The 22,505-nt window shown below is 49.5% G+C and carries 20 protein-coding genes and 2 other annotated features; all 20 genes read right to left on the reverse strand.

The window, feature by feature from the left end; all coding sequences use genetic code 11:
- Nucleotides 1–145: 145 nt before the first annotated feature.
- Nucleotides 146–3,757, reverse strand: coding sequence for a DNA-directed RNA polymerase subunit beta' (rpoC, locus tag BLS58_RS13430; RefSeq protein WP_090399313.1), 3,612 nt, complete (start codon nucleotides 3,755–3,757; stop codon nucleotides 146–148).
- 113 nt (nucleotides 3,758–3,870) lie between these two features.
- Nucleotides 3,871–7,413, reverse strand: coding sequence for a DNA-directed RNA polymerase subunit beta (gene rpoB, locus BLS58_RS13435; RefSeq protein WP_090399314.1), 3,543 nt, complete (start codon nucleotides 7,411–7,413; stop codon nucleotides 3,871–3,873).
- Nucleotides 7,414–7,830: 417 nt separating this feature from the next.
- Nucleotides 7,831–8,442, reverse strand: coding sequence for a class I SAM-dependent methyltransferase (locus tag BLS58_RS13440; protein ID WP_090399315.1), 612 nt, complete (start codon nucleotides 8,440–8,442; stop codon nucleotides 7,831–7,833).
- Between the two features lie 71 nt (nucleotides 8,443–8,513).
- Nucleotides 8,514–8,879 (reverse strand): 50S ribosomal protein L7/L12, encoded by a 366-nt coding sequence (rplL, locus tag BLS58_RS13445; RefSeq protein WP_090399316.1) that lies wholly within the window; start codon nucleotides 8,877–8,879, stop codon nucleotides 8,514–8,516.
- Nucleotides 8,880–8,906: 27 nt separating this feature from the next.
- The gene (gene rplJ, locus BLS58_RS13450) at nucleotides 8,907–9,413 is read right to left on the reverse strand and encodes a 50S ribosomal protein L10 (protein WP_090399317.1); all 507 of its coding nucleotides are present in this window, start codon (nucleotides 9,411–9,413) and stop codon (nucleotides 8,907–8,909) included.
- A gap of 23 nt (nucleotides 9,414–9,436) precedes the next feature.
- Nucleotides 9,437–9,600 (reverse strand) — a sequence feature (ribosomal protein L10 leader region).
- Between the two features lie 119 nt (nucleotides 9,601–9,719).
- A complete protein-coding gene (gene rplA, locus BLS58_RS13455; protein ID WP_090399318.1) occupies nucleotides 9,720–10,418 on the reverse strand; it encodes a 50S ribosomal protein L1 in 699 nt (232 codons plus the stop codon).
- Between the two features lie 89 nt (nucleotides 10,419–10,507).
- Complete coding sequence (rplK, locus tag BLS58_RS13460; RefSeq protein WP_090399319.1) at nucleotides 10,508–10,933, reverse strand: 50S ribosomal protein L11; 426 nt, start codon at nucleotides 10,931–10,933, stop codon at nucleotides 10,508–10,510.
- A gap of 150 nt (nucleotides 10,934–11,083) precedes the next feature.
- Nucleotides 11,084–11,617 carry a transcription termination/antitermination protein NusG gene (nusG, locus tag BLS58_RS13465; protein ID WP_090399320.1) on the reverse strand — a complete coding sequence of 178 codons (534 nt, stop codon included), beginning with the start codon at nucleotides 11,615–11,617 and terminating at the stop codon, nucleotides 11,084–11,086.
- Between the two features lie 74 nt (nucleotides 11,618–11,691).
- Complete coding sequence (secE, locus tag BLS58_RS13470) at nucleotides 11,692–11,880, reverse strand: preprotein translocase subunit SecE (RefSeq protein WP_425433696.1); 189 nt, start codon at nucleotides 11,878–11,880, stop codon at nucleotides 11,692–11,694.
- A 661-nt stretch (nucleotides 11,881–12,541) separates the two neighbouring features.
- The gene (gene sigH / locus BLS58_RS13475; RefSeq protein WP_090399321.1) at nucleotides 12,542–13,198 is read right to left on the reverse strand and encodes an RNA polymerase sporulation sigma factor SigH; all 657 of its coding nucleotides are present in this window, start codon (nucleotides 13,196–13,198) and stop codon (nucleotides 12,542–12,544) included.
- 67 nt (nucleotides 13,199–13,265) lie between these two features.
- On the reverse strand, nucleotides 13,266–13,781 hold the full coding sequence (locus tag BLS58_RS13480; RefSeq protein WP_090399322.1) for an NYN domain-containing protein: 516 nt from the start codon (nucleotides 13,779–13,781) through the stop codon (nucleotides 13,266–13,268).
- A complete protein-coding gene (gene rlmB, locus BLS58_RS13485; protein WP_090399323.1) occupies nucleotides 13,778–14,536 on the reverse strand; it encodes a 23S rRNA (guanosine(2251)-2'-O)-methyltransferase RlmB in 759 nt (252 codons plus the stop codon). The genes BLS58_RS13480 and rlmB overlap by 4 nt, the downstream gene beginning before the upstream one ends.
- On the reverse strand, nucleotides 14,523–14,936 hold the full coding sequence (locus BLS58_RS13490; RefSeq protein WP_090399324.1) for a Mini-ribonuclease 3: 414 nt from the start codon (nucleotides 14,934–14,936) through the stop codon (nucleotides 14,523–14,525). The genes rlmB and BLS58_RS13490 overlap by 14 nt, the downstream gene beginning before the upstream one ends.
- Nucleotides 14,933–16,339, reverse strand: a complete 1,407-nt coding sequence (cysS, locus tag BLS58_RS13495; RefSeq protein ID WP_090399325.1) for a cysteine--tRNA ligase — start codon at nucleotides 16,337–16,339, stop codon at nucleotides 14,933–14,935. Before cysS ends, BLS58_RS13490 begins: the two co-directional genes overlap by 4 nt.
- A 5-nt stretch (nucleotides 16,340–16,344) precedes the next feature.
- Entirely contained in the window at nucleotides 16,345–16,995 is a 651-nt protein-coding gene (gene cysE, locus BLS58_RS13500; protein WP_090399326.1) for a serine O-acetyltransferase, read from the reverse strand.
- A 62-nt stretch (nucleotides 16,996–17,057) separates the two neighbouring features.
- Nucleotides 17,058–17,267: a binding site (T-box leader), on the reverse strand.
- Nucleotides 17,267–18,736, reverse strand: a complete 1,470-nt coding sequence (gltX, locus tag BLS58_RS13505) for a glutamate--tRNA ligase (protein WP_090399327.1) — start codon at nucleotides 18,734–18,736, stop codon at nucleotides 17,267–17,269. It overlaps the preceding feature by 1 nt.
- Nucleotides 18,737–18,801: 65 nt before the next feature.
- Entirely contained in the window at nucleotides 18,802–19,275 is a 474-nt protein-coding gene (ispF, locus tag BLS58_RS13510) for a 2-C-methyl-D-erythritol 2,4-cyclodiphosphate synthase (RefSeq protein ID WP_090399328.1), read from the reverse strand.
- Entirely contained in the window at nucleotides 19,253–19,966 is a 714-nt protein-coding gene (ispD, locus tag BLS58_RS13515; protein ID WP_090399329.1) for a 2-C-methyl-D-erythritol 4-phosphate cytidylyltransferase, read from the reverse strand. Before ispD ends, ispF begins: the two co-directional genes overlap by 23 nt.
- A gap of 196 nt (nucleotides 19,967–20,162) precedes the next feature.
- Nucleotides 20,163–21,281 (reverse strand): PIN/TRAM domain-containing protein, encoded by a 1,119-nt coding sequence (locus BLS58_RS13520; RefSeq protein WP_090399338.1) that lies wholly within the window; start codon nucleotides 21,279–21,281, stop codon nucleotides 20,163–20,165.
- 153 nt (nucleotides 21,282–21,434) lie between these two features.
- Complete coding sequence (disA, locus tag BLS58_RS13525; protein ID WP_090399330.1) at nucleotides 21,435–22,499, reverse strand: DNA integrity scanning diadenylate cyclase DisA; 1,065 nt, start codon at nucleotides 22,497–22,499, stop codon at nucleotides 21,435–21,437.
- Nucleotides 22,500–22,505 lie beyond the last annotated feature (6 nt).

A 22,505-nucleotide genomic window follows, 5' to 3' on the forward strand; every position in this document is an offset into this window, starting at 1 on the left:
TCGATCATCGGGTAAAAACCACTTCCTTTTTAATGGAACGACTTCAGCCTGCGAATTTTTTGCATCCCCTGTTATGGGGGGAAATACTTATTCAACACGCACCTAAATTATCGTACCAAAGGGGGATGAGTGTGTCAATCAATTTTTAGTCATATAAAGCACTTTCCGGTTCAGCCGTTGGTTCCGGGGCCTCCTCGCCCGTATCTGCTTTAAGCGAGCGATAACGTTGCATCCCTGTACCCGCCGGGACGAGTTTTCCGAGAATGACATTTTCTTTTAAGCCGAGAAGGGCATCTGCCCGGCCTTTGATGGCTGCATCCGTGAGCACACGCGTTGTTTCCTGGAACGAAGCGGCCGACAGGAACGAATCCGTTTCAAGAGACGCTTTCGTAATGCCCAGAATCACAGGCGAGCCGACAGCTGGTCGCTGCCCTTTACCCAGCACATCTTTGTTCACATCATTGAAATGATTCACTTCTACGAGCGTTCCCGGCAGTACATCCGTGTCGCCGGAATCATTCACGCGGATTTTACGGAGCATTTGCCGGACCATAACTTCCACGTGCTTGTCGCCGATTTCAACCCCTTGCATACGGTACACTTTCTGGACTTCCTTGAGCAAGTATTCCTTGACCTCTTTGATTCCCGTCACTTTCAACAATTCTTTTGGATCAATTGAACCTTCCGTGAGCGCCTGGCCGGCTTCGACTTGATCGCCTTCCACGACACGGAGGCGTGCGCCGTAGGCGGTGGTATATGATTTGGATTCAATTTCACCCTGGATAACGATTTCTTTTTTATCGCCGCCATCATGAACCTCGCTGATGGTACCCGCAAGCTCGGTGATGAGCGCCTGACCCTTAGGATTACGGGCTTCAAAGAGTTCCTGGATACGAGGAAGACCCTGGGTAATATCATCGCCGGCCACACCACCGGTATGGAACGTACGCATCGTTAACTGGGTTCCCGGTTCACCGATGGATTGCGCGGAAATAATGCCGACCGCTTCCCCGACTTCGACATCGCTGCCGGTCGCCAGATTTCGACCATAGCACTTTTTGCAAACGCCGCGAGCCGTGTCACAAGCAAAGACTGAACGGATCGTTACCCTTTCAACCCCTGCATCAACAATCGCTTTCGCGGTATCTTCCGTGAGCAATTCATTCTTTTGCGCGAAAAGTTCTCCGCTTTCGGGATGGGTGACCGTCTGGAAGACGACACGCCCTATGAGACGGTCGTACAATCCCTCGATAACTTCGGTACCATCCCGCAATGTTTCCACGGTCAGCCCGCTGTCCGTGCCACAGTCATCTTCGCGAACGATGACATCTTGGGCGACGTCGACGAGACGGCGGGTCAAATACCCGGAGTCGGCGGTTTTCAGTGCTGTATCCGCAAGCCCTTTCCGCGCCCCGTGTGTAGAAATAAAGTATTCCAATACCGTCAGGCCTTCCCGGAAATTCGATGTAATCGGGAGCTCGATGATTTGTCCTGACGGATTAGCCATCAACCCGCGCATGCCGGCCAGCTGGGTGAAGTTGGACGCGTTCCCGCGAGAGCCGGAATCACTCATCATAAAGATCGGATTGGAACTGTCCAGCGTCTTCATGAGGCGTTCCTGGATCGTATCTTTCGCCTCGCTCCAAATGGAGATGATTTTGTCGTAACGTTCCTCTTCCGTGATCAGACCACGCTTGAATTGCTTCGTCACACGGTTGACTTTATCTTCGGCATCATCAAGGATCTCCTGTTTTTCCGGAAGAACCTCAACGTCTGATACCCCTACGGTGATACCTGCTTTCGTGGAATAGTAGAAACCAAGGTCTTTCATACTATCCAGCATCCTGGACGTCTCCGTCACCTGGAACTTCTTGAAAACTTCAGCGATGATGTCCCCGAGAAAACCTTTTTTAAAAGGGTCGACGAGTTCCATTTCCGCAAAATGCGCTTTTACATCTGTTCCTTTCGGAACAAAATAACGTTCAGGTGTTTCATTTTCCAGGTTGTTCGCCGACGGTTCATTGATATACGGAAAAGAATCCGGCAAAATTTCATTGAACAGAAGCTTTCCGATCGTCGTCAGCAATAGTTGATCCTTGACCTTGTCGGGAAAGACCATGTCCCCCATTGACGAAACCGGGAGCGCGATGCGTGTGTGCAAATGCACGTAACCGTTTTGATACGCGGTAATCGCTTCATTGCTGTCCTTAAACACAGATCCTTCCCCTATCGCATTATTCCGCTCTGAGGTAAGGTAATAGTTGCCGAGCACCATATCCTGCGAAGGGGTGACGACGGGGTTGCCGTCTTTTGGATTTAAAATATTTTGCGAAGACATCATCAAAACACGCGCTTCAGCCTGTGCCTCCGCGGATAGGGGTACGTGAACAGCCATTTGGTCTCCGTCAAAGTCCGCATTGTACGCTGTACAAACGAGAGGGTGGAGCCGAATGGCACGCCCTTCCACAAGCACCGGTTCAAAAGCCTGAATGCCTAACCGGTGCAACGTTGGTGCACGGTTGAGCAGCACCGGATGTTCTTTGATCACATCTTCAAGCACATCCCAAATCTCCGGTTGAACGCGATCGACTTTGCGTTTGGCACTCTTGATATTATGCGCCGAGCCGTTTTCCACCAACTCTTTCATGACGAAAGGCTTAAACAACTCCAGAGCCATTTCTTTCGGGAGCCCGCACTGGTACATTTTCAAACTTGGACCCACGACGATGACCGAACGACCCGAATAGTCGACACGCTTACCGAGCAAGTTCTGACGGAAGCGCCCTTGTTTTCCCTTAAGCATATGCGAAAGAGACTTAAGCGGGCGGTTCCCCGGTCCGGTGATGGGCCGTCCGCGCCTGCCGTTATCAATAAGGGCGTCCACCGCTTCCTGGAGCATCCGCTTTTCGTTCTGCACGATAATGCTCGGCGCACCAAGATCAAGCAAGCGTTTTAAACGGTTATTCCGGTTAATGACCCGGCGATATAAGTCGTTTAAGTCGGAAGTGGCAAAACGCCCGCCATCGAGCTGAACCATCGGGCGTAATTCCGGCGGGATAATGGGAAGAACATCCATGATCATCCAGGCCGGGTGGTTGCCTGAGTGGCGAAAGGCTTCCAATACTTCCAAACGCTTAATCGTCCGTGTTCGGCGTTGACCTTGCGCCGTTTCCAGCTCATCGCGAAGCATTTTCACTTCCTGTTCGAGATTCAAATCGGATAAAATTTTACGGATCGCTTCCGCGCCCATCTGCGCGGTGAAAGAACGGCCATATTTATCATAATACGAACGGTATTCCTTCTCCGAAAGCAACTGTTTATATTCAAGCGGTGTGTCCCCGGTCTCCGTAACGACGTAGGAAGCGAAATAGATCACTTCTTCAAGGGAGCGCGGAGACATATCGAGGACGAGTCCCATCCGGCTGGGGATACCCTTGAAATACCAAATGTGGGAAACCGGAGCTGCCAGTTCAATGTGGCCCATACGTTCACGACGCACTTTTGCGCGTGTCACTTCAACACCGCAACGATCGCAGACAACCCCTTTATAACGCACACGCTTATATTTCCCGCAGTGACACTCCCAGTCTTTTTGCGGTCCAAAAATACGCTCGCAAAATAAACCATCCTTTTCCGGCTTTAATGTCCGATAATTGATGGTTTCAGGTTTTTTCACTTCTCCTCTGGACCAACTGCGAATCTTATCCGAGGAGGCAAGGCCGACTTTCATGTACTCGAAGTTATTGACATCTATCAAGGGGGTCCCTCCCTTTCCTGAGAGCGAATTGTCAAAAGGCTTAATGTCGATGATGCAAGGAACGAAGACGCCCTTTCGTCAAGGGCGTTTTCTTCCCTACTCTTTCGCGATTCTTAAGCATTCTCCGTGGATTCCAGCTTTAAATTCATTTTATCATTCGACTGATCTTCTTCATCATCCAGCTCTTTCATTTCGATCTCTTCTTCATTGCTGGAGAGCATTTTCACGTCCATGCCGAGACTCTGGAGTTCCTTGATCAGAACTTTAAACGATTCCGGAACGCCCGGCTCCGGCACGTTCTCGCCTTTCACAATCGATTCATACGTTTTCACACGACCGATCGTATCGTCCGATTTTACCGTCAGAATTTCCTGAAGGGTATACGCAGCCCCGTAAGCCTCGAGCGCCCAAACTTCCATCTCTCCAAACCGTTGGCCGCCAAATTGTGCCTTACCGCCGAGCGGTTGTTGGGTGACCAATGAATAAGGTCCGGTTGAACGGGCGTGAAGTTTGTCATCGACCATGTGCGCGAGCTTAATCATATACATGACCCCGACGGACACACGATTATCATACGCTTCGCCGCTTCGTCCGTCATACAGGACCGTCTTACCGTCTCCGGCCATACCTGCTTCTTCAAGCGTCTCCTGGACATCTTCTTCGCGGGCACCGTCAAAGACCGGTGTAGCCACATGAATGCCCAGTTCGCGAGCGGCCATGCCCAGGTGCATTTCCAGCACTTGTCCGATATTCATTCGCGATGGCACTCCGAGAGGGTTTAACATCATGTCGATCGGCGTTCCGTCCGGCATAAACGGCATATCTTCCTCGGGCAGGATCCTGGAAATTACCCCTTTGTTGCCGTGCCGACCAGCCATTTTATCCCCTTCGTGGATCTTGCGCTTCTGCACGATATACACACGAACAAGCTGGTTCACACCCGGAGGCAGTTCGTCACCGTCATCCCGGTTGAAGATCTTCACATCAAGGACGATGCCATCCCCGCCGTGAGGAGCCCTTAGGGAAGTGTCCCGCACTTCACGTGCTTTTTCTCCGAAGATAGCGTGAAGCAGACGCTCTTCAGCGGTCAGTTCTGTCATGCCTTTCGGGGTTACTTTCCCAACGAGGATGTCGCCATCCTTAATTTCGGCACCCACGCGAATGATTCCGCGATCATCAAGGTTGCGGAGCGCGTCTTCGCCAATGTTGGGAATATCACGGGTAATCTCTTCAGGGCCCAGTTTCGTATCCCGTGCTTCAGATTCATATTCTTCGATATGCACCGAGGTAAACACATCATCTTTAACGAGGCGTTCGCTAAGGATAATCGCGTCCTCATAGTTGTAACCTTCCCAGGTCATGAATCCAAGCAGTACATTGCGGCCGATTGCCATTTCTCCTTTATCCATGGAAGGACCGTCGGCGAGTACTTCTCCTTTGTCAATGAAGTCCCCTTCGTCGACAATCGGACGCTGATTATAGCTTGTGCCTTGATTCGAGCGGATAAATTTAGACATGCGGTAATTGTCTTCATCGGTTTCCACTTCTTTACCATCCACTTCTTCAAGGCGGCGCATCTTGATTTCCTTGGCGGTGACACGTTTGACGACACCGCGATGGAGGGCGGTTACGGCCGCGCCGGAATCCTTGGCGGACACATATTCCATGCCTGTTCCGACGACAGGCGCTTCCGGCTCAAGCAAAGGCACGGCTTGCCGCTGCATGTTTGCGCCCATCAATGCGCGGTTGGAATCATCGTTTTCCAGGAATGGAACGGACGCTGTCGCTGCCGAAACGACCTGTTTCGGTGAAACGTCCATATAATCAATACGTTCTTTGGCGACGATCGTATTTTCTTCACGAAAACGAGCAATGATATGGTCATCGATAAACGCGCCGTCTTCATCAAGCCTCGCGTTCGCCTGGGCAACGACGTAATTCAGTTCTTCATCCGCCGTCAAATAATCCACTTGGCTCGAGACTTTCCCGGTTTCTTTATCGACACGGCGATAGGGGGTTTCCATAAACCCGAACTCATTGACTTTTGCATAGCTGGACAAAGAGTTGATCAAGCCGATGTTCGGTCCTTCAGGTGTTTCAATCGGACACATACGGCCGTAATGAGAATAGTGAACGTCCCGTACTTCCATGCCCGCGCGTTCTCTCGTTAAACCACCGGGGCCCAGCGCGGACAACCGACGTTTGTGTGTTAATTCAGCGAGCGGATTCGTTTGATCCATAAACTGGGAGAGCTGGGAGCTTCCGAAAAACTCCTTAATCGACGCAATCACGGGGCGAATATTAATCAATGCCTGCGGTGTGATTTGACTCGGATCCTGAATCGACATCCGCTCGCGGACGACACGCTCCATGCGTGACAAGCCGATACGGAATTGATTTTGCAACAGTTCACCGACCGAGCGTAAGCGGCGGTTTCCGAGGTGGTCGATGTCATCCGTACCGCCGACACCGTGTAGCAGGTTGAAGAAATAGCTAATGGACGCGATGATGTCTTCAGGTGTAATATGCTTGATATCCGTATCAATCGTGCCATTGCTGATGACTTCGATCGTTTGCTCGCCTTCAGAGTCATTGGGTGCGTAGATCTTAATCGATTGCACCACTACATCACTGTCATCTTCGACGATACCGTCGACAACCCGAAAAGTCTTAAAGCCAAGACCATTGTCAAGATAAGGCAATAAGCGGTCGAGTGTGCGCCGGTCGATCAATGTCCCTTCTTCGGCGAGGACCTCCCCGGTTTCCGGATCAGCGAGTGTCTCGGCGAGCACTTGATTAAAAAGACGGTCCTTAATGTGCAGCTTTTTATTGATTTTGTAACGCCCGACATTCGCCAGGTCATATCGTTTCGGATCAAAAAAGCGGGATTCCAGCAAGCTCCGCGCATTTTCAACCGTCGGAGGCTCACCCGGACGCAAGCGTTCATAGATTTCCAACAATGCTTTTTCCGTATCTTCTGTGTTATCCTTTTCCAATGAGTTACGCAAAAACTCATTTTCACCGATTAAATCGACAATTTCCTGATCCGAACCAAATCCGAGAGCTCTGAGCAAGACGGTAACCGGGATTTTACGCGTGCGATCGATACGCACGTAGGTGATGTCCTTGGCATCCGTTTCCAGTTCCAGCCAAGCTCCACGGTTAGGAATAACTGTGGCTGTAAACCCTTTTTTGCCGTTCTTATCGATTTTTTCGCTATAATAAACACTTGGTGAACGGACGAGCTGGGAAACGATGACGCGCTCGGCACCATTAATAATAAATGTTCCGGTATCGGTCATCAGCGGAAAATCACCCATAAATACTTCCTGTTCTTTCACTTCGCCCGTTTCCTGATTCATGAGACGGACTTTCACGCGTAGCGGCGCGGAATACGTCACATCCCGCTCTTTAGAATCTTCAACGGAATATTTCGGCTCACCAAGGCTGTAATCGATGAATTCCAGCACGAGATTACCAGTAAAATCTTCAATAGGGGATATATCCTGGAACATGACTCGCATCCCTTCATCGAGAAACCACTGGTATGAAGCCGTTTGAATCTCAATGAGATTAGGAAGCTCTAAAACCTCGCTAATCCTCGCGTAGCTTCTTCGCTGGCGATGGCGTCCATACTGAATGAGTTGACCTGTCAACGAATTCACCCCTCAAAATCCGCATTTTGTTTAGCTCCCCCTATAGGATCCCGGCACGACCCATTGCCAAGGGAGAAAAAATAAATCATCCTACTTATGAGAAGAATGAGCCGCCAGTTATATACAAGGGGAGCAACACGTAGTATTAGAAAACTTGGCTTATCGCCAAGCATGGCGAAAGCCTTAGTTGCACTTATGCAGAATAAGAAAGATTTCCTTTCTTATCTGCCAATATGAACATCATAGATTTTTTCAGATTATACCAGTGTTCCCGACCCCGATAACCTTTATACCTGTAAATGTTGGAGAACGCTATGAAAGTTTCACTTTCCTAGCTGCCAAAAGATCTTTGCCATTCATACGTTTATACGCATTATAAGATAGTATCATAAACGAGATTGAAGGTCAAACATTTTTTTAATCTTTTTCCAGGCCCCTTGCCCTGAACACGCGATACCCCTTGTCTTTATCCACTTCAACGACCTCTTCGTACATATCTTGCAACTTTCGTTTCGCCGAAGGCGCTCCCTGCTTTTTCTGAATCACAATCCAGAGCTCGCCTCCGGGTAATAAATAAGCACGCGCGTCTGACAACATTCGATACACCACCGCTTTTCCCGCTCGAATCGGCGGATTGATGACGATGGCCGCGAAGCGTTCGCTATCTGCCACACCGGAAAAAAGGTCGCCGGAAACGACCTGTACCGCGTAAGCTTCATTGCGTGCGGCGTTTTGGCGGGCAAGCTCCACCGCTCGTTGGTTCACATCCGATAGGGTTACGTGTCGGCCGGTGATGTTTGCAAGCATGATGCCCATCGCCCCGTAGCCACATCCCATATCCAGTAACGGTCCGGCAATATCAGGTTCCGTAAACGTCTCCACCAAAAAACGACTCCCGAAATCTACTCCTTCTTTCGAAAAAACACCGTGGTCCGAAACAAAAGAAAACGAACGACCGCTTATTTCGGTGTTGAACACCTGCTCATTACTTCGCGTCACCGGATGCTCGTTATAATAATGTTGCGTCATGCGGCTTTTGCCTCCTGCTTGAAAAAGCTTCCCCACCACATGCGGCAGGGAAGCTCCTTGATTTGCAATGCTTATTTCAGTTCAATTTCGGCGCCGGCTTCTTCAAGCTGGCTCTTCATTTCTTCAGCGTCTTCTTTGCTCACGGATTCCTTAAGCGTTTCCGGCACGCCGTCAACAAGGGATTTCGCTTCTTTAAGTCCAAGTCCCGTAATCTCGCGAACGACTTTAATAACGTTAATTTTGGAAGAACCTGCGCTATTCAATACGACGTTAAAGTCCGTTTGTTCTTCTTCGGCAGCTTCGTCTCCGCCACCGCCGCCAACAGCTACAGGTGCCGCGGCTGTTACACCGAATTCTTCTTCAATTGCCTTGACAAGGTCGTTTAGTTCAAGGACAGTCATGCCCTTGATTTCTTCAATGATTTGTTCTTTTGCCATTGTGATTTCCTCCTTCAAAAATATCGATTAAGATGCGTTCTCATTTTCTTCTTTTTGATCTGCTACCGCCTGGGATGCAAGAGCAAAATTACGCAGCGGCGCTTGCAACACACTGAGCAACATGGCGACAAGACCATCGTAAGAAGGCAGCTCGGCCAGTTGTTTAATATTATCGACCGTGGTTACTTCTCCCTGGATGATGCCTGTCTTAATCTCAAGAGCCGGATTAGCCTTGGAAAAGTCATTAAGCACTCTTGCTGCCGCTACAGCGTCGGTTGCACTCGTCGCGATCGCTGTGGGCCCCACGAGAAATTCATCAATTTCCGTGAAGTTCGTCTCTGCGGTCGCGCGCCGAGCCATCGTGTTTTTGTACACTTTAAACTCGACGTCCTCTTCACGAAGCTTTCTGCGAAGTTCCGTTGCCTGGGCTACATTAAGCCCTCGGTAATCGACGAAGACAATCGATTCACTGTTTGCAAGCTTGTCGGCTATTTCACTAACGACAGCCTGTTTTTGTTCAATCACGGTACTCATCGTCACACCTCCTGTTAAAAATCTCATAAAAGCAAAAAGACCTCTTTACGTCGCCGCAGACATAAAAAGGTCTTCCATCGGAACATGTTCACCATTAGAAAATGTTCCCTATGACGTCAGATCACCTCGGCAGGAAATTAAGCGTGTGAAACGCACCTGCTGTCTACGGTTGATGCTCTTTTATTTAGCAGACAAGAAAGTACAACTTTCTTGTCGTGCATAAGTGCAACTAAGGCTTTCGCCATCCTTGGCGATAAGCCAAGTTTGCTTTAACGTGCTCCAGTATATGGGATACAGACACAAAAGTCAAACGCTAATGCCGCTTGTGGTGACCTTTACACCCGGCCCCATGGAAGAAGCGACGGAAATATTGCGCATGTAAGTCCCTTTGGCCGCCGATGGTCTCGCCTTCATGAGCGTATCGACCACTGTGTTCAAATTCTCTTTTAATTGATCCGTTTCGAAAGAAACTTTTCCGATCGGAACGTGAACATTTCCGGCTTTCTCCACACGGTATTCTACTTTCCCCGCCTTGATTTCGTTCACCGCCTGGGCGATGTCCATCGTAACCGTCCCGGTTTTCGGGTTCGGCATTAAGCCGCGGGGGCCGAGAATACGTCCGAGTTTGCCGACTTGAGCCATCATGTCCGGTGTGGCCACGACGACATCAAAGTCCAGCCACCCTTGCTGGATTCTATCGACAAGCTCTTCTTCACCGACGATATCCGCGCCCGCTTCTTCGGCTTCATTCGCCTTTTCGCCTTTCGCGAACACGAGTACACGCTTCGTTTTTCCTGTGCCGTGAGGAAGGACGACAGCGCCGCGAATTTGCTGGTCGGCTTTACGTGGATCTACACCCAGGCGAAGCGCGACTTCTACCGTTTCGTCAAAATTCGCCGGTGCGACTTTTTGAACGAGTTCCAGCGCTTCCACAGATGAATAACTGCGGGACGTATCCACTTGCTGTTTGGCCTCTACAAATTTTTTCCCTTGTTTTTTGGGCATTTCATTTCAACTCCTCTTTTGTGGTTTAACGGTTTAACCTCCCACGCAGGATCTCATCCGCCTGGTCCTACCCAAACGGAGAAGATGACCTAACCTTCAATCGCAATGCCCATGCTGCGTGCGGTGCCTTCGATCATACGAACGGCCGCCTCTGTACTTTCGGCATTGAGATCTTCATATTTCGTCTCCGCGATTTCACGGATTTGATCGGCAGTCACACTGCCTACTTTCGTTTTATGCGGTTCACCGGAGCCCCCGTTAACGCCAGCGGCTTGTTGTAGCAATACCGGGGCCGGCGGTGTCTTCGTAATAAACGTAAACGAACGGTCTTCGTACACACTGATTTCAACCGGGATGATCGTCCCTGTCTGCTCTTGTGTGTGGGCATTAAATTCTTTACAAAAACCCATGATATTAATACCAGCCTGACCGAGCGCGGGTCCGACCGGCGGTGCCGGGTTGGCTTTGCCTGCAGGAATTTGTAGCTTGACTACCTTTTCTACCTTTCTAGCCACGCGACACACCTCCTTCACTCGTATTGTGGTTTTTCGGGTAAGGATGCCCTCCCACGTTCTGCTCCACCGCAAGGAACTTGCAAGATGAGCAAACATGATAAATGGTATCATCTTAATAGACGAACCGCAAGCATTTGCAGCCATCAGCCGTTATATTTTTTCCACTTGATGAAAATCCAGTTCCACAGGCGTCTCCCGTCCGAACATATTGACGTGCACCTTGACCTTTTGTTTCTCACCGTTAATTTCCTCAACGGTACCCGTAAAGTCTGTGAACGGGCCTTCATTAACCTTCACTGACTCTTTCAGTTCCAGGTCAATTTCCGTTTTCGGCGTATCTTCACCCATTTTCCGCAAGATGTCATCCACTTCATCAGGCATAAGGGGGTTCGGCTTGGAACCGGCACCTGGAGAACCTACAAAGCCGGTGACCCCGGGGGTGTTGCGCACAACATACCAGGAGTCGTCCGTCATCACCATTTCTACGATAACATAGCCCGGGAATGTTTTTTTGTTGACGGTCCTCGTCTTTCCGTCTTTCGTTTCCTTCTCTTCCTCCATGGGCACGAGCACTCTAAAGATCTTATCAAGCATATCCATGGACGCCACACGCTTATCCAGATTAATTTTGACCCTGTTTTCATACCCGGAATACGTATGTACCACATACCAATTTTTCTCCATATTTAACGGACCGGTCGATCCCTTTCCTCCCTCCTATGCATTCACCACAGGCCTAACCAATAGAACATGACCTGCTAAGCAAGAAATGTTTCGACGAGAAATGATATCCCGGCGTCCACAATCGCAAAAAAGATCGTAATAAAGATCAATGTCAGGATCACAATACGGGTATATCTAAAAAGCTCTCTCGGCGTTGGCCAAGTGGTACGTTTCATTTCCTGTCCTACTTCGCGCAGGAACTGGATACTTTTCTTAAAAATCACGAGCCCCTCCCCTGTTATCGGCCTCACGAATAAGCATCTTTTTCGCAGATAATGGCGATAAGCCAAGTTTTCTTAAACATAAAAAAACAACCGCAGTCGGTGTGTTTTCAACGGTACTCATCTATAAAGTTATTCCGTTCATTGATATCCGTACACATCATGCGCATAAACTGTATCACAGCAGGCATTCCCTGTCAAATGAAGGCAGGAAAATTAAATTCAAAGGTAACGTCAAAGTAAAATCCCCGTGGAAAACAATGTGCGCCATGCTAAGATGGGCAGTGTGCCCGATTTCATACCTCAAAGGGCTAGCGGAACGGTCCGTGAGGGATGATATCCCCGTTTTCATACCCCAAAGAGCGGGCGGTGCGATCCGTGAGGTTTAATATCCCCGATTTTATACCCCAAAGGGCGGGCGGAACGATCCCTGAGGGATGATATCCTCGTTTTCATACCCCAAAGGGCGGGCGGATCCATACGTGAGGGATGATCAATGTGATACGTATACGCTCCTTATAAAATTGGAACTATTCCTGCGCCCTCTGCCGATATCGCGGGGGAAATGTCGTCTAACATCAATACGAGAACACGACATTCGTGCTCTCGTTTCAGTGTGTGAAAATCCTCAAAAACCGTCGAAGATTCTGTTAATTTTGCGGTTTCAAAGGACCATCTTCTCTATTTGTGCATAGCGTTCAAGTTTTCTTTTTACTCGCTGCAACGCGTTATCGATCGACTTCATATGTACGTTGACAGCGGTGGAGATTTCCTGGTAAGAGTGGCCATCCAAATAAAGCTGGAGCACTTTTTGTTCCAATTCACTTAAAACCTGGGCGATTCTATATTCGAGATCATTCATTTCCTCGCGATTCAGCAACACTTCCTCGGGGTTTGACACAATCGTGCCACAAACAATATCCATCAGTGTGCGGTCGGATTCTTCATCATAAATCGGCTTGTCCAACGATACATATGAATTTAAAGGTGCGTGTTTCTGGCGGGTAGCGGCTTTGACCGCGGTAATGATCTGCCGCGTAATACAAAGTTCGGCAAAAGCCCGAAACGAAGAAAGCCTGCCCCCCTTAAAATCCCGTATCGCCTTATAGAGTCCGATCATCCCTTCTTGCATAATATCTTCATGATCGGCGCCCATAAGGAAATAAGATCGCGATTTTACCCGGACAAAGTTTTTATACTTGTGAATCAGTTGGTCCAACGCAGTGGAGTCACCCTGGTGTACGTTCGTTACAAGTCGTTCGTCTTCTGTCTCCTCAACGTGTCGCTGTTTCTTCTCTATGAGGTGCACATTCACAACCATCCCTCGCCCTCGCCTTCGATGTCTGTTTCACTTAGTATAAAGCAGTCTCAAACAGCAAGTCAATAACTCAGCCGTCATTTCGACGCTTTTTTTCAAAAAATTCAGCGAGTTCTTTGGAAATGACTCGATTGCCATGACGTGTCTCTTTTTGTACGCGGGAGACACGCTCGGTAATATGGTTTTCGACATCATCCATCTGCACCCTTAATTCGCGGGCCGAGGTGCGGAGGCCACCGCTTCCGAATGTTACCGATTGCTCAATAAAGTCGGATGTCGCTACGTACACTTGGGTTTCAACATTTTTCAGTTGACTCACGAGCTTTTCGATGCGTTCATCTGCTGTTTCCCGCTCGCGTGTATAGACGACTTCCACACGATGGTGCGCGTTTTTACTTCCCGTCCCGGGCACCATGTGAGCATCGAATACGATGATCACTCTCCTCCCGGTCACCGCTTGATACTCTGCCATCTTTGCAATGAGTAAATCACGGGCTTCCGTAAGCGACTGTTGCTTGAGCCTCTTGAGTTCCGGCCAGTCCCCGATAATGTTATACCCATCGACGAGCACGATTTCTTTTTTCACCCCGACTCACCCCCCAGCGGGTGTCGTTTTCGCTGCACTTCATACATGAGCAGGCTGCAAGAGATTGCGGCATTCAGGGAAGGCACTTCCCCTGCCAATGGAATATGATATAAAAAATCACACGACTCCCGAACGAGACGGCTCATTCCTTTACCTTCACTGCCTATAACCAACCCCAGGGGCATGTCGCCATCAAGCTCGCGGTAATCACTTTCGGCACGCGCGTCGCTGCCGATCATCCACAATCCCTCATCCTTAAGCCGGGCCATTGTGCGCGAAAGATTAGTGACCCTGGCGACGGGTACATGCTCGATCGCCCCCGCAGAAGCCTTAGCCACCGCCCCGGTTAAACCACAGGCCCCATGCTTGGGAATGATGACGCCATCTGCCCCCGCTGCATCCGCGCTTCGCAAGATCGAACCCAAATTTTGCGGATCTTCAATGCCGTCTAAAAGTATAAAAAAGGGGGCTTGTCCTCTGGCGGCCGCGCGTGCATACAGGTTGTCAAGGTCTGCATAAGCATACGCGGAGATCTCTGCCGCAATGCCTTGATGATTACCAGCGTCCGTGAGCCGGTCGATCTTCTGGCGGGGGACGAATTGAACCGCCACGTTTTTTTCTTTCGCCTTTGCCATTAAGGCTTGAATGGAAGCTTTTTTCACCCCTTGAGCCACCCAAATTTTCTGGATGGAGGAAGAAGACTGTAGCGCCTCCCATACAGGGTTACGCCCCGTTAACCATTCACTTTCCTTCATCGCGTTCTCCCTCCCCCCAAATGTTGGACCAATCGCTTAACAAATCCGTTAGTCGTTCCTTTTTTCCTTGCAGATGCAAATAACCGATGAGCGCTTCAAAACCCGTGCTCTGCCGATACGTCATCACGTCTATATTTTTCGGGACACTTCCCGATTTTGCATTGCGCCCCCGGCGAACGATCGTCTTTTCATCTGTATCCAGCCGTTCATGTTTTAACCAAAACTGTAAAAGGTCCGCCTGGGCCTGCGCACTTACATAAGAGGTAGCCTGGGCGTGCAGTTGATGCGGGCGCGTATAGCCGGCCTGTAAGAGGCGCTCGCGAACGTAAAGTTCATAGACTGCGTCGCCGATATACGCGAGCGCCAAGCCATTCACCTGCCCGGCATCCGCGAGACTCATGATTTCGACACCCGCTTCCAGCGTGTCCCCTGCGGTGTATCTTCAAGCTCGATGCCTTCTTCTTTTAATAAATCCCGAATACGGTCAGCTTCCTGAAAGTTCCGGTGCTCGCGAGCTTTGCCCCGTTGTTCAATATAATCCTCAATGTCGGCAGGTAAAAGATCTTCTTCGACAAAAAAGGTGACCCCTAAAACCTCGCCCCACTCTTGAAACGTATTCATGATTTCCCGGAGCACTTCCCTGGACGTATGAGGCCCTTGCAAGTACAGATTTCCTTCTTTCACAAAGTCAAATAGCACCGTAATCGCGTTCCCGGAATGGAAATCATCGTCCATCTCGTTCATAAAGCGGCCTTTAAAGCTTTCAATCTTTTGGAGCCACGCCTCGCCATCGGCAAAATCCGCGCTTGTGCGATAACGGTGACGGACGTTTTCCAGGAAAGTGCGGATTCTGGAAAGCCCCGCCCCCGCAGCTTCCACTAGCTCGGCATTGAAATTCAGCGGTTGCCGGTAGTGGGATTGCAACATAAAGAAGCGGATCTTTTCCGGATCGTACTCGCGGATCAGATCATTGACGAGGACGAAATTCCCGAGGGATTTCGACATCTTCTCATTATCGATCTGAAGATACCCGTTGTGAAGCCAATAACTTGCCATCTGTTCCTCCGTGAGGGCTTCCGATTGCGCCACTTCATTTTCGTGGTGGGGAAACGTAAGATCCTGGCCGCCGGCATGAATATCGATCGTCTCTCCCAAATATTTTTTCACCATCGCCGAGCACTCAATATGCCAACCGGGTCGCCCTTGGCTCCACGGGCTTTCCCAGGAGACTTCATCAGCTTTTGCCTGTTTCCATAACGCGAAATCGAGGGGATCCTGTTTTCGTTCACCGACCTCAATCCGGGCGCCGGCCTGAAGGTCATCGGTGGATTGCCCCGACAACTTCCCGTAATCCGGAAAAGATCTCGTTTTAAAATAGACGTCACCCGCGGACTCATACGCGTAGCCTTTGGCGATTAATCCTTCGATGAAAGCAATGATGTCAGGCATCGTTTCCGTCACGCGCGGGTGAAGATCGGCGCGTTTGACCCCTAAAGCAGATGTATCCTCATGGAACTTCTCGATAAACTTCTCTGCCAGCGCAAAAACATCCTCGCCCGCTTCTTTCGCCGCATCGATAATTTTATCATCCACATCGGTGAAATTCGTGACGTATTTCACGTCATACCCTCGGTAAATCAAGTAACGACGAACCATATCAAAGACGACCGCGGACCTTGCATTACCGATGTGGATATAATTATAAACGGTCGGTCCGCAAACGTACATCTTCACCTTACCCTCTTCAAGGGGATGAAATACCTCTTTTTGTCTCGTTAACGTGTTGTACAATTGTACAGCCATCGTTTTCACTCCTGTTCCGTATTCTTCCTAACCTCTTTGAGTTCGTGGCGCAACCGCTGGACTTCTTTTTCCAACGCCGTAAAACGGTCATCCTCCGGGTCAGGCAAAAGATGATGCTGCAAATCCTGCTCCACCTTCACACCGTCCTGTACAACGACCCGGCCCGGCACGCCCACAACCGTAGAATTGGGCGGCACTTCCTTGAGGACGACGGCACCGCCGCCAATATTGGAGTTACGTCCGATCCGCATCGAACCCAGAACTTTCGCGCCCGTGGCAAACAGGACATGGTCTTCCACGGTCGGGTGGCGTTTTCCTTTTTCTTTGCCGGTACCTCCCAGCGTCACCCCTTGATAAATGGTCACATCATTGCCGATTTCACACGTCTCGCCAATGACAACACCCATACCATGATCGATAAACAATCTCTCCCCGATCACCGCTCCGGGGTGGATCTCGATACCGGTTATAAAGCGGCTGATTTGCGACAATATCCGCGCCAACAGGTACCGGCGTTTTCGCCAGAGCCAATGGGCGATACGATGAAACCAAACCGCGTGCACACCCGCATAAGTCAATATGACTTCCAGCCGGTTTCTCGCCGCCGGATCCCGGGCAAAAACTACATCCAGATCGCGCTTAAAGATTCCCCACATAGTTCCCCCTCATCTTTATGCATAATTTTGGGCTTCCAAACAAAAAAACTCTGTGCGTATCGCACAGAGACGCTTATCACGCGGTTCCACTCTGTTAGAGTTGACAGACTCCACTCATACGGGATAACGGCCGTGAGCCGCTTTCGTATACTGATCGTTCCACGAAAGACTCAAAGGGGCATTCGATCGAGGGTTCCATCAGCTACTTCCACCGTTGTAGCCGTCTCTGGAAAGGAACGCACTCGTCTACTCTTCCTTATCAACGTTCACTTCATTCTTGTATATGCGAAGCAGCAACTAATCTTGCCTGTACCGTTTCCTTGCCGAGAAGCTTGATTGCTTTCGGTAATTCCGGTCCGTGAGTTTGGCCGGTTACGGCCGCACGAATCGGCATAAACAATCGTTTGCCTTTATGGCCGGTTTCTTTTTGCGTCGCCTTAATCGCTTGTTTTATCCCATCAACTTCGAAAGTTTCTACGCCATCCAACTGCTTCGAAAACGACTGCATCACCTCAGGCACCTGGGGCTCCTTCAGGACGTCCAATGCGTCCCCCTCGTAATCAATCGATGATTGGAAAAAAAGGGACGTTAACGCGACAAATTCCTCGGCATAATGCATTTGCTCCTGATAGATTTCCACGAGCTCCCTGATCCATTCCCGGTCTTCTTCGGTGAAGTCGTCACGCAACCGACCGGCCTTTTGCAAATGCGGAATCACGAGGGCTGTCAACCGGTCCGGGTCCGCTTCTTTCATATACTGGTTATTCATCCAGGCCAGCTTATCCTGATCAAAGACGGCCGGCGCCTTCGATACCCGCTCAAGCGAAAACCGTTCACTCAGCTCCTCGACGGAAAACTTCTCTTCTTCACTTGCCGGGGACCAGCCGAGTAACGCCAGGAAATTGACGAGCGCTTCCGGCAAATACCCGGATGCCCGATACTGTTCAACGAATTGCATGATCGTTTCATCCCGCTTGCTCATCTTTTGCCGGTCTTCATTGAGAATTAACGGCGCGTGTGCGAAACGCGGTTGTTCCCATGCAAAAGCATCATACAAAAGGGCTTGTCTCGGCGCATTGGATAAATGCTCCTCGCCGCGGATCACATGAGAGATTTCCATCAAATAATCGTCGATAACCACCGCGAAGTTATACGTTGGTACGCCATCGGAGCGGGCGATGACAAAATCCCCGATACCGTCCGTTTCAAAGCTCACTTGTCCGCGAATGACATCATCAATGACGACTTCGCTCTCGCTATCAGGGACGCGAAAACGGACCACCGGCTTGATGCCTTTGGCTTCGTAAGCCTGTTGCTGTTCCCTCGTCAAATCACGATCTCTGCCACTATATTTCGGCATCTCGCCGCGAGCGATTTGCGCTTCCCTTTCAGCCTCGAGCTCCTCACTCGTCATATAACAGTAGTAAGCTTTCTTTTCTTTCAATAACCGGTCGATATATGTTTGATAGATGTCCAGTCTTTCGCTGCTTTGATACGGCGCATGAGGACCGCCGTTTTCAATGCTTTCATCCCAATCCAGACCGAGCCATTTCAGACTCTGCATCAATTTATCGGTAGCGTCCTCGACGTTTCGCGCTTGATCCGTATCTTCGATGCGAACGATAAACGCTCCGTTATGTCGACGAGCAAATAAATAATTAAAAAGGGCTTGCCGTGCACCGCCGATGTGTAGATGTCCCGTCGGACTTGGCGCAAATCGTACACGAATGTTTTGCGTCATCGTTAACACCTTCCTGCGTCCTGAATCTGTAAAGGATTATACCACAATCAAAAAACAAACGATAATTATTTAGCCTGCAACAAAACTACGGCCATCGCCGCGATTCCCTCTTCGCGTCCGGTGAAGCCCAATCGTTCCGACGTCGTTGCTTTCACATTCACTTGCGAGCTTTTAGCTTGCAGAATGTCGGCGATTCGTTCTCGCATCGGTGAAATGTAGGGGGCCATCTTCGGCCTCTGGGCAATGATTGTCCCATCGAGGTTGCCGAGTCTATATCCTTTCTGCTCAACCAATGTATACACTTCAGACAATAATTCAGCTGAATCGGTACCGGCAAATGCAGGATCCGTGTCCGGAAAATGACGGCCGATATCTCCTTCCCCGATCGCGCCCAGACACGCATCCGCGATGGCGTGCAACAAAACATCAGCATCGGAATGCCCCTTGAGCCCCCATTCATATGGAATGGTTACTCCACCGATGATTAACAGCTCGTCTTTTGCAAAAGCGTGGACGTCAAAGCCGTGCCCAATCCTCATGCTCGTCTCCCTTTCTTTTCCCCAAAATCATTTCGGCCATCCCTATATCATCAGGGGTTGTTAATTTAATATTGTCTTCGCTTCCTGGGACGAGTCGAATCTTGCCGGAAATATATTCAACAAGACTGGCATCATCTGTTCCGGTAAAACCTGTATTCAACGCAACCTCGTGGGCTTTTTTTAACATATCAAATGAAAACGCCTGGGGCGTTTGCACAGACCAAAGTTCATCGCGTGTAAGGGTTTCGGTCACAAATTGCTCGTCGGACCCTTTTTTAATGGTATCCTTCACCTTCGTCGCCAATACAGCACCCTGGGTATCACTAACTTCCGCGAGGAGACGATGGATTTCTTCTTGCCGAATGAAAGGGCGGGCGCCATCATGAACCAACACGATCCCCGCTTGGTCCAAATGCTGCAGGCCGGCATACACGCTTTCCTGCCGTTCCTTTCCGCCGGGGACGAGCGCCTGCACCTTCGATACATTATAATGTGTGAACAATCGTTCCATATCTCCGATTTCGCCTGCATTTACGACAACGACGATAGCAGTGCAGGCTTCATCGTTTTGGAAAATGCGCAGCGTGCGAATGATAAGCGGCAGGGAGCGGATATTTAAAAATTGCTTGTTTCCGCCTGCGTTCATACGTTTTCCCTGTCCGGCCGCCGGGATGATCACCGTGTATGCCATGCGTATCTTTCGCCCCCTTGTCATATCAATCATTATGATACAAGGGAACAGGCGTGAAAAGCAACCGCCGGTAAAGAAAACTTGGCTTATCGCCAAGCCTGGCGAAAGCCTTAGTTGCACTTATGCAAGATAAGAAAGTTTATACTTTCTTAACTGCCAAAAAAGCCCCGATCGTTGTAATCAGGGCATTGCGCCATCAGAGCGCTTTTTCGAGCATTTTCGGTTTGGCAAAAATCATTCGGCCTGCGCTTGTCTGCAGCACACTCGTCACGATAACATCCACCTGGCGGCCGATATAAGAACGTCCCTCTTCAATAACGATCATCGTGCCATCGTCAAGATAACCGACGCCCTGGTCCTCTTCTTTTCCGTCTTTAATCACTTGCACAGACATCTCTTCGCCGGGTAAAACCACCGGCTTGACAGCATTGGCGAGGTCGTTGATATTAAGGACGGGAACGCCCTGCAAGTCGCATACTTTATTTAAATTAAAATCGTTCGTCACGACAACGCCGGATGTCTCCTGCGCCAGTTTGACGAGTTTACTGTCGACAGCGTCCACATCGTCGAAATCAATATCTTCAATTTTCACTTCCACGGCATCCTCTTTCTGGATTTGATTGAGAATATCAAGCCCTCTCCGGCCACGATTCCGCTTCAGGGCATCCGATGAATCCGCGATATGTTGAAGTTCATCCAGCACAAACTTCGGAATGACAATCGTTCCTTCGAGAAAGCGCGTGCGGCTGACATCGGCAATACGTCCATCAATGATGACACTCGTATCAAAAATTTTAAGTGATGTTGCAGGGCGATCATCCCCTTCATTGGAAGTATCGGCCTTGCCCTCATCCTTTTTGCGATCCTTGTTTGCACCTCTGCCTATGGAGCCAAAAAGAGCGACAATTTCATCTCTTTTCTGTGAGCCGATGCGGAAACCATAGTACCCGAGAATAATCGTTATAAAGATCGGGAGAACTTGACTGATCACCGGGATTTGGATCCCCCCGAGCGGGAGACCGATCAAAAACGCCACGATCAACCCAAACATTAAGCCTACCGTTCCAAACAACACATTCGTAATCGGCGCCTTTACAATCGCCTCTTCGATAACCGTTAATGCGCGAACAATCGGATCAGCTACCCATAAGGATAAAAGAAAGAATAACAACGCGCCGAGGCCCCCGCCCACGTACTCGTTCAACAACCAGGCAGGAAGCTGCACATTCAGGGATGAAATAAGTTCAGACATAAATATAAAACCCAGAGCTGCACCAATAACGACAAAAAACACTTGTACCATTCGTTTTAAAATCTCATTCACCTCCTTGATGTCATTATGGCCAAAATGCATTCAATCTAATCTCTGAATCTCCGTTTTGCCAAAAAATTTATATACGTCGATTCCAACCGCCCACCTCTCACTCTATACTAACAGTTTAGATCTTACATTTTCATCACAGGGAGATTAAATATGACGATCAATAAACATTTGCTCCTGCACACGTTCCAAGCCTTCTTTTACTAACTTCGCCCTTGTTTCCCCAATTCCTTCCACACGATCAAAATCTTCCAGACTTGCAGGATTAAATGAATCTAATGTCCCAAAATAATCGACAATATTCTCAATGATCGCAGACGGAAGTCTCGGAATACGATGCAGCAAACGATAGCCCCGCGGCGACAATATATGATCCTCATGTTCATTCGTTCCCAACAACCGCAGGATGGTCTCGTCATTTAAAGACTTCTTCTCAGACAAAACCTGTAAGTCATGAAAAGCTTTGCTGGCATCCGTCTTTTCCGTGTTCACGTAGTCTTTCAGGAGCAAAAACGCTTCCTTCTCCACATTCGTCAACAGTTCATTCAACTGCATGGTAATGAGCCGTCCTTCGTTTCCAAGCTCATGCACGTACGTAATCAGCTCCCTTTTGACTCGTAAAACCATCTCCACACGGTGAAGCACTTGTAAAACGTCCTGGTAGGTTACGAGCCTTTCAAATTCAAGGGCGCCCAGATTGGTAATGCTTTGATCCAGGACGGCTTTATATTTTTCCAGCGTTTGAATCGCCTGGTTCGCTTTGGTCAGGATCACACCCATTTCCTTAAGGGTATAGCGATGAGCCCCCTGGTATAGCGTAATCACATGTCGGCGTTCAGAGATGGCAATCACCAGTTCGCCTGTGGCTTTAGCCACACGTTCGGCCGTTCGGTGTCGCATGCCGGTTTCATTGGAATGAATTTTACTGTCCGGCACCAATTGCACATTTGCGAATAAAATCGTTTCACCGTTTTGACTGAGAATAATCGCACCGTCCATTTTTGCCAGCTCATACAGTTGGGCCGGGGTATTCTCTGCCTCAATTTGCAAACCGCCGTCTACGATCTTTTTGACCTCATCACTGAACCCAACGACAATCAACCCACCGGTTCTTGCCCGCAACACATTATCAACACCCTCCCGAAAGGGGGTGCCGGGAGCAAGAAATGGAAAAACGTGCTTAATAAAATGATCGCGGTCACGTTCACTCATCACTTC

The sequence above is a fragment of the Natribacillus halophilus genome (genome assembly GCF_900100185.1).
GTDB lineage: Bacteria > Bacillota > Bacilli > Bacillales > Marinococcaceae > Natribacillus > Natribacillus halophilus.

Bases quoted from the DNA above. Each gene is read 5' to 3' on its own strand.
- ispD (WP_090399329.1), bottom strand. From the start codon at position 19,966: ATGGCATACACGGTGATCATCCCGGCGGCCGGACAGGGAAAACGTATG.
- disA (WP_090399330.1), bottom strand. From the start codon at position 22,499: ATGAGTGAACGTGACCGCGATCATTTTATTAAGCACGTTTTTCCATTT.
- ispF (WP_090399328.1), bottom strand. From the start codon at position 19,275: ATGAGGATTGGGCACGGCTTTGACGTCCACGCTTTTGCAAAAGACGAG.
- BLS58_RS13440 (WP_090399315.1), bottom strand. From the start codon at position 8,442: ATGACGCAACATTATTATAACGAGCATCCGGTGACGCGAAGTAATGAG.
- rplJ (WP_090399317.1), bottom strand. From the start codon at position 9,413: ATGAGTACCGTGATTGAACAAAAACAGGCTGTCGTTAGTGAAATAGCC.
- sigH (WP_090399321.1), bottom strand. From the start codon at position 13,198: ATGGTTGTGAATGTGCACCTCATAGAGAAGAAACAGCGACACGTTGAG.
- cysS (WP_090399325.1), bottom strand. From the start codon at position 16,339: ATGGCTGTACAATTGTACAACACGTTAACGAGACAAAAAGAGGTATTT.
- cysE (WP_090399326.1), bottom strand. From the start codon at position 16,995: ATGTGGGGAATCTTTAAGCGCGATCTGGATGTAGTTTTTGCCCGGGAT.
- rplA (WP_090399318.1), bottom strand. From the start codon at position 10,418: ATGCCCAAAAAACAAGGGAAAAAATTTGTAGAGGCCAAACAGCAAGTG.
- nusG (WP_090399320.1), bottom strand. From the start codon at position 11,617: ATGGAGAAAAATTGGTATGTGGTACATACGTATTCCGGGTATGAAAAC.
- rlmB (WP_090399323.1), bottom strand. From the start codon at position 14,536: ATGAAGGAAAGTGAATGGTTAACGGGGCGTAACCCTGTATGGGAGGCG.
- gltX (WP_090399327.1), bottom strand. From the start codon at position 18,736: ATGACGCAAAACATTCGTGTACGATTTGCGCCAAGTCCGACGGGACAT.
- BLS58_RS13490 (WP_090399324.1), bottom strand. From the start codon at position 14,936: ATGAGTCTCGCGGATGCCGGGCAGGTGAATGGCTTGGCGCTCGCGTAT.
- rplL (WP_090399316.1), bottom strand. From the start codon at position 8,879: ATGGCAAAAGAACAAATCATTGAAGAAATCAAGGGCATGACTGTCCTT.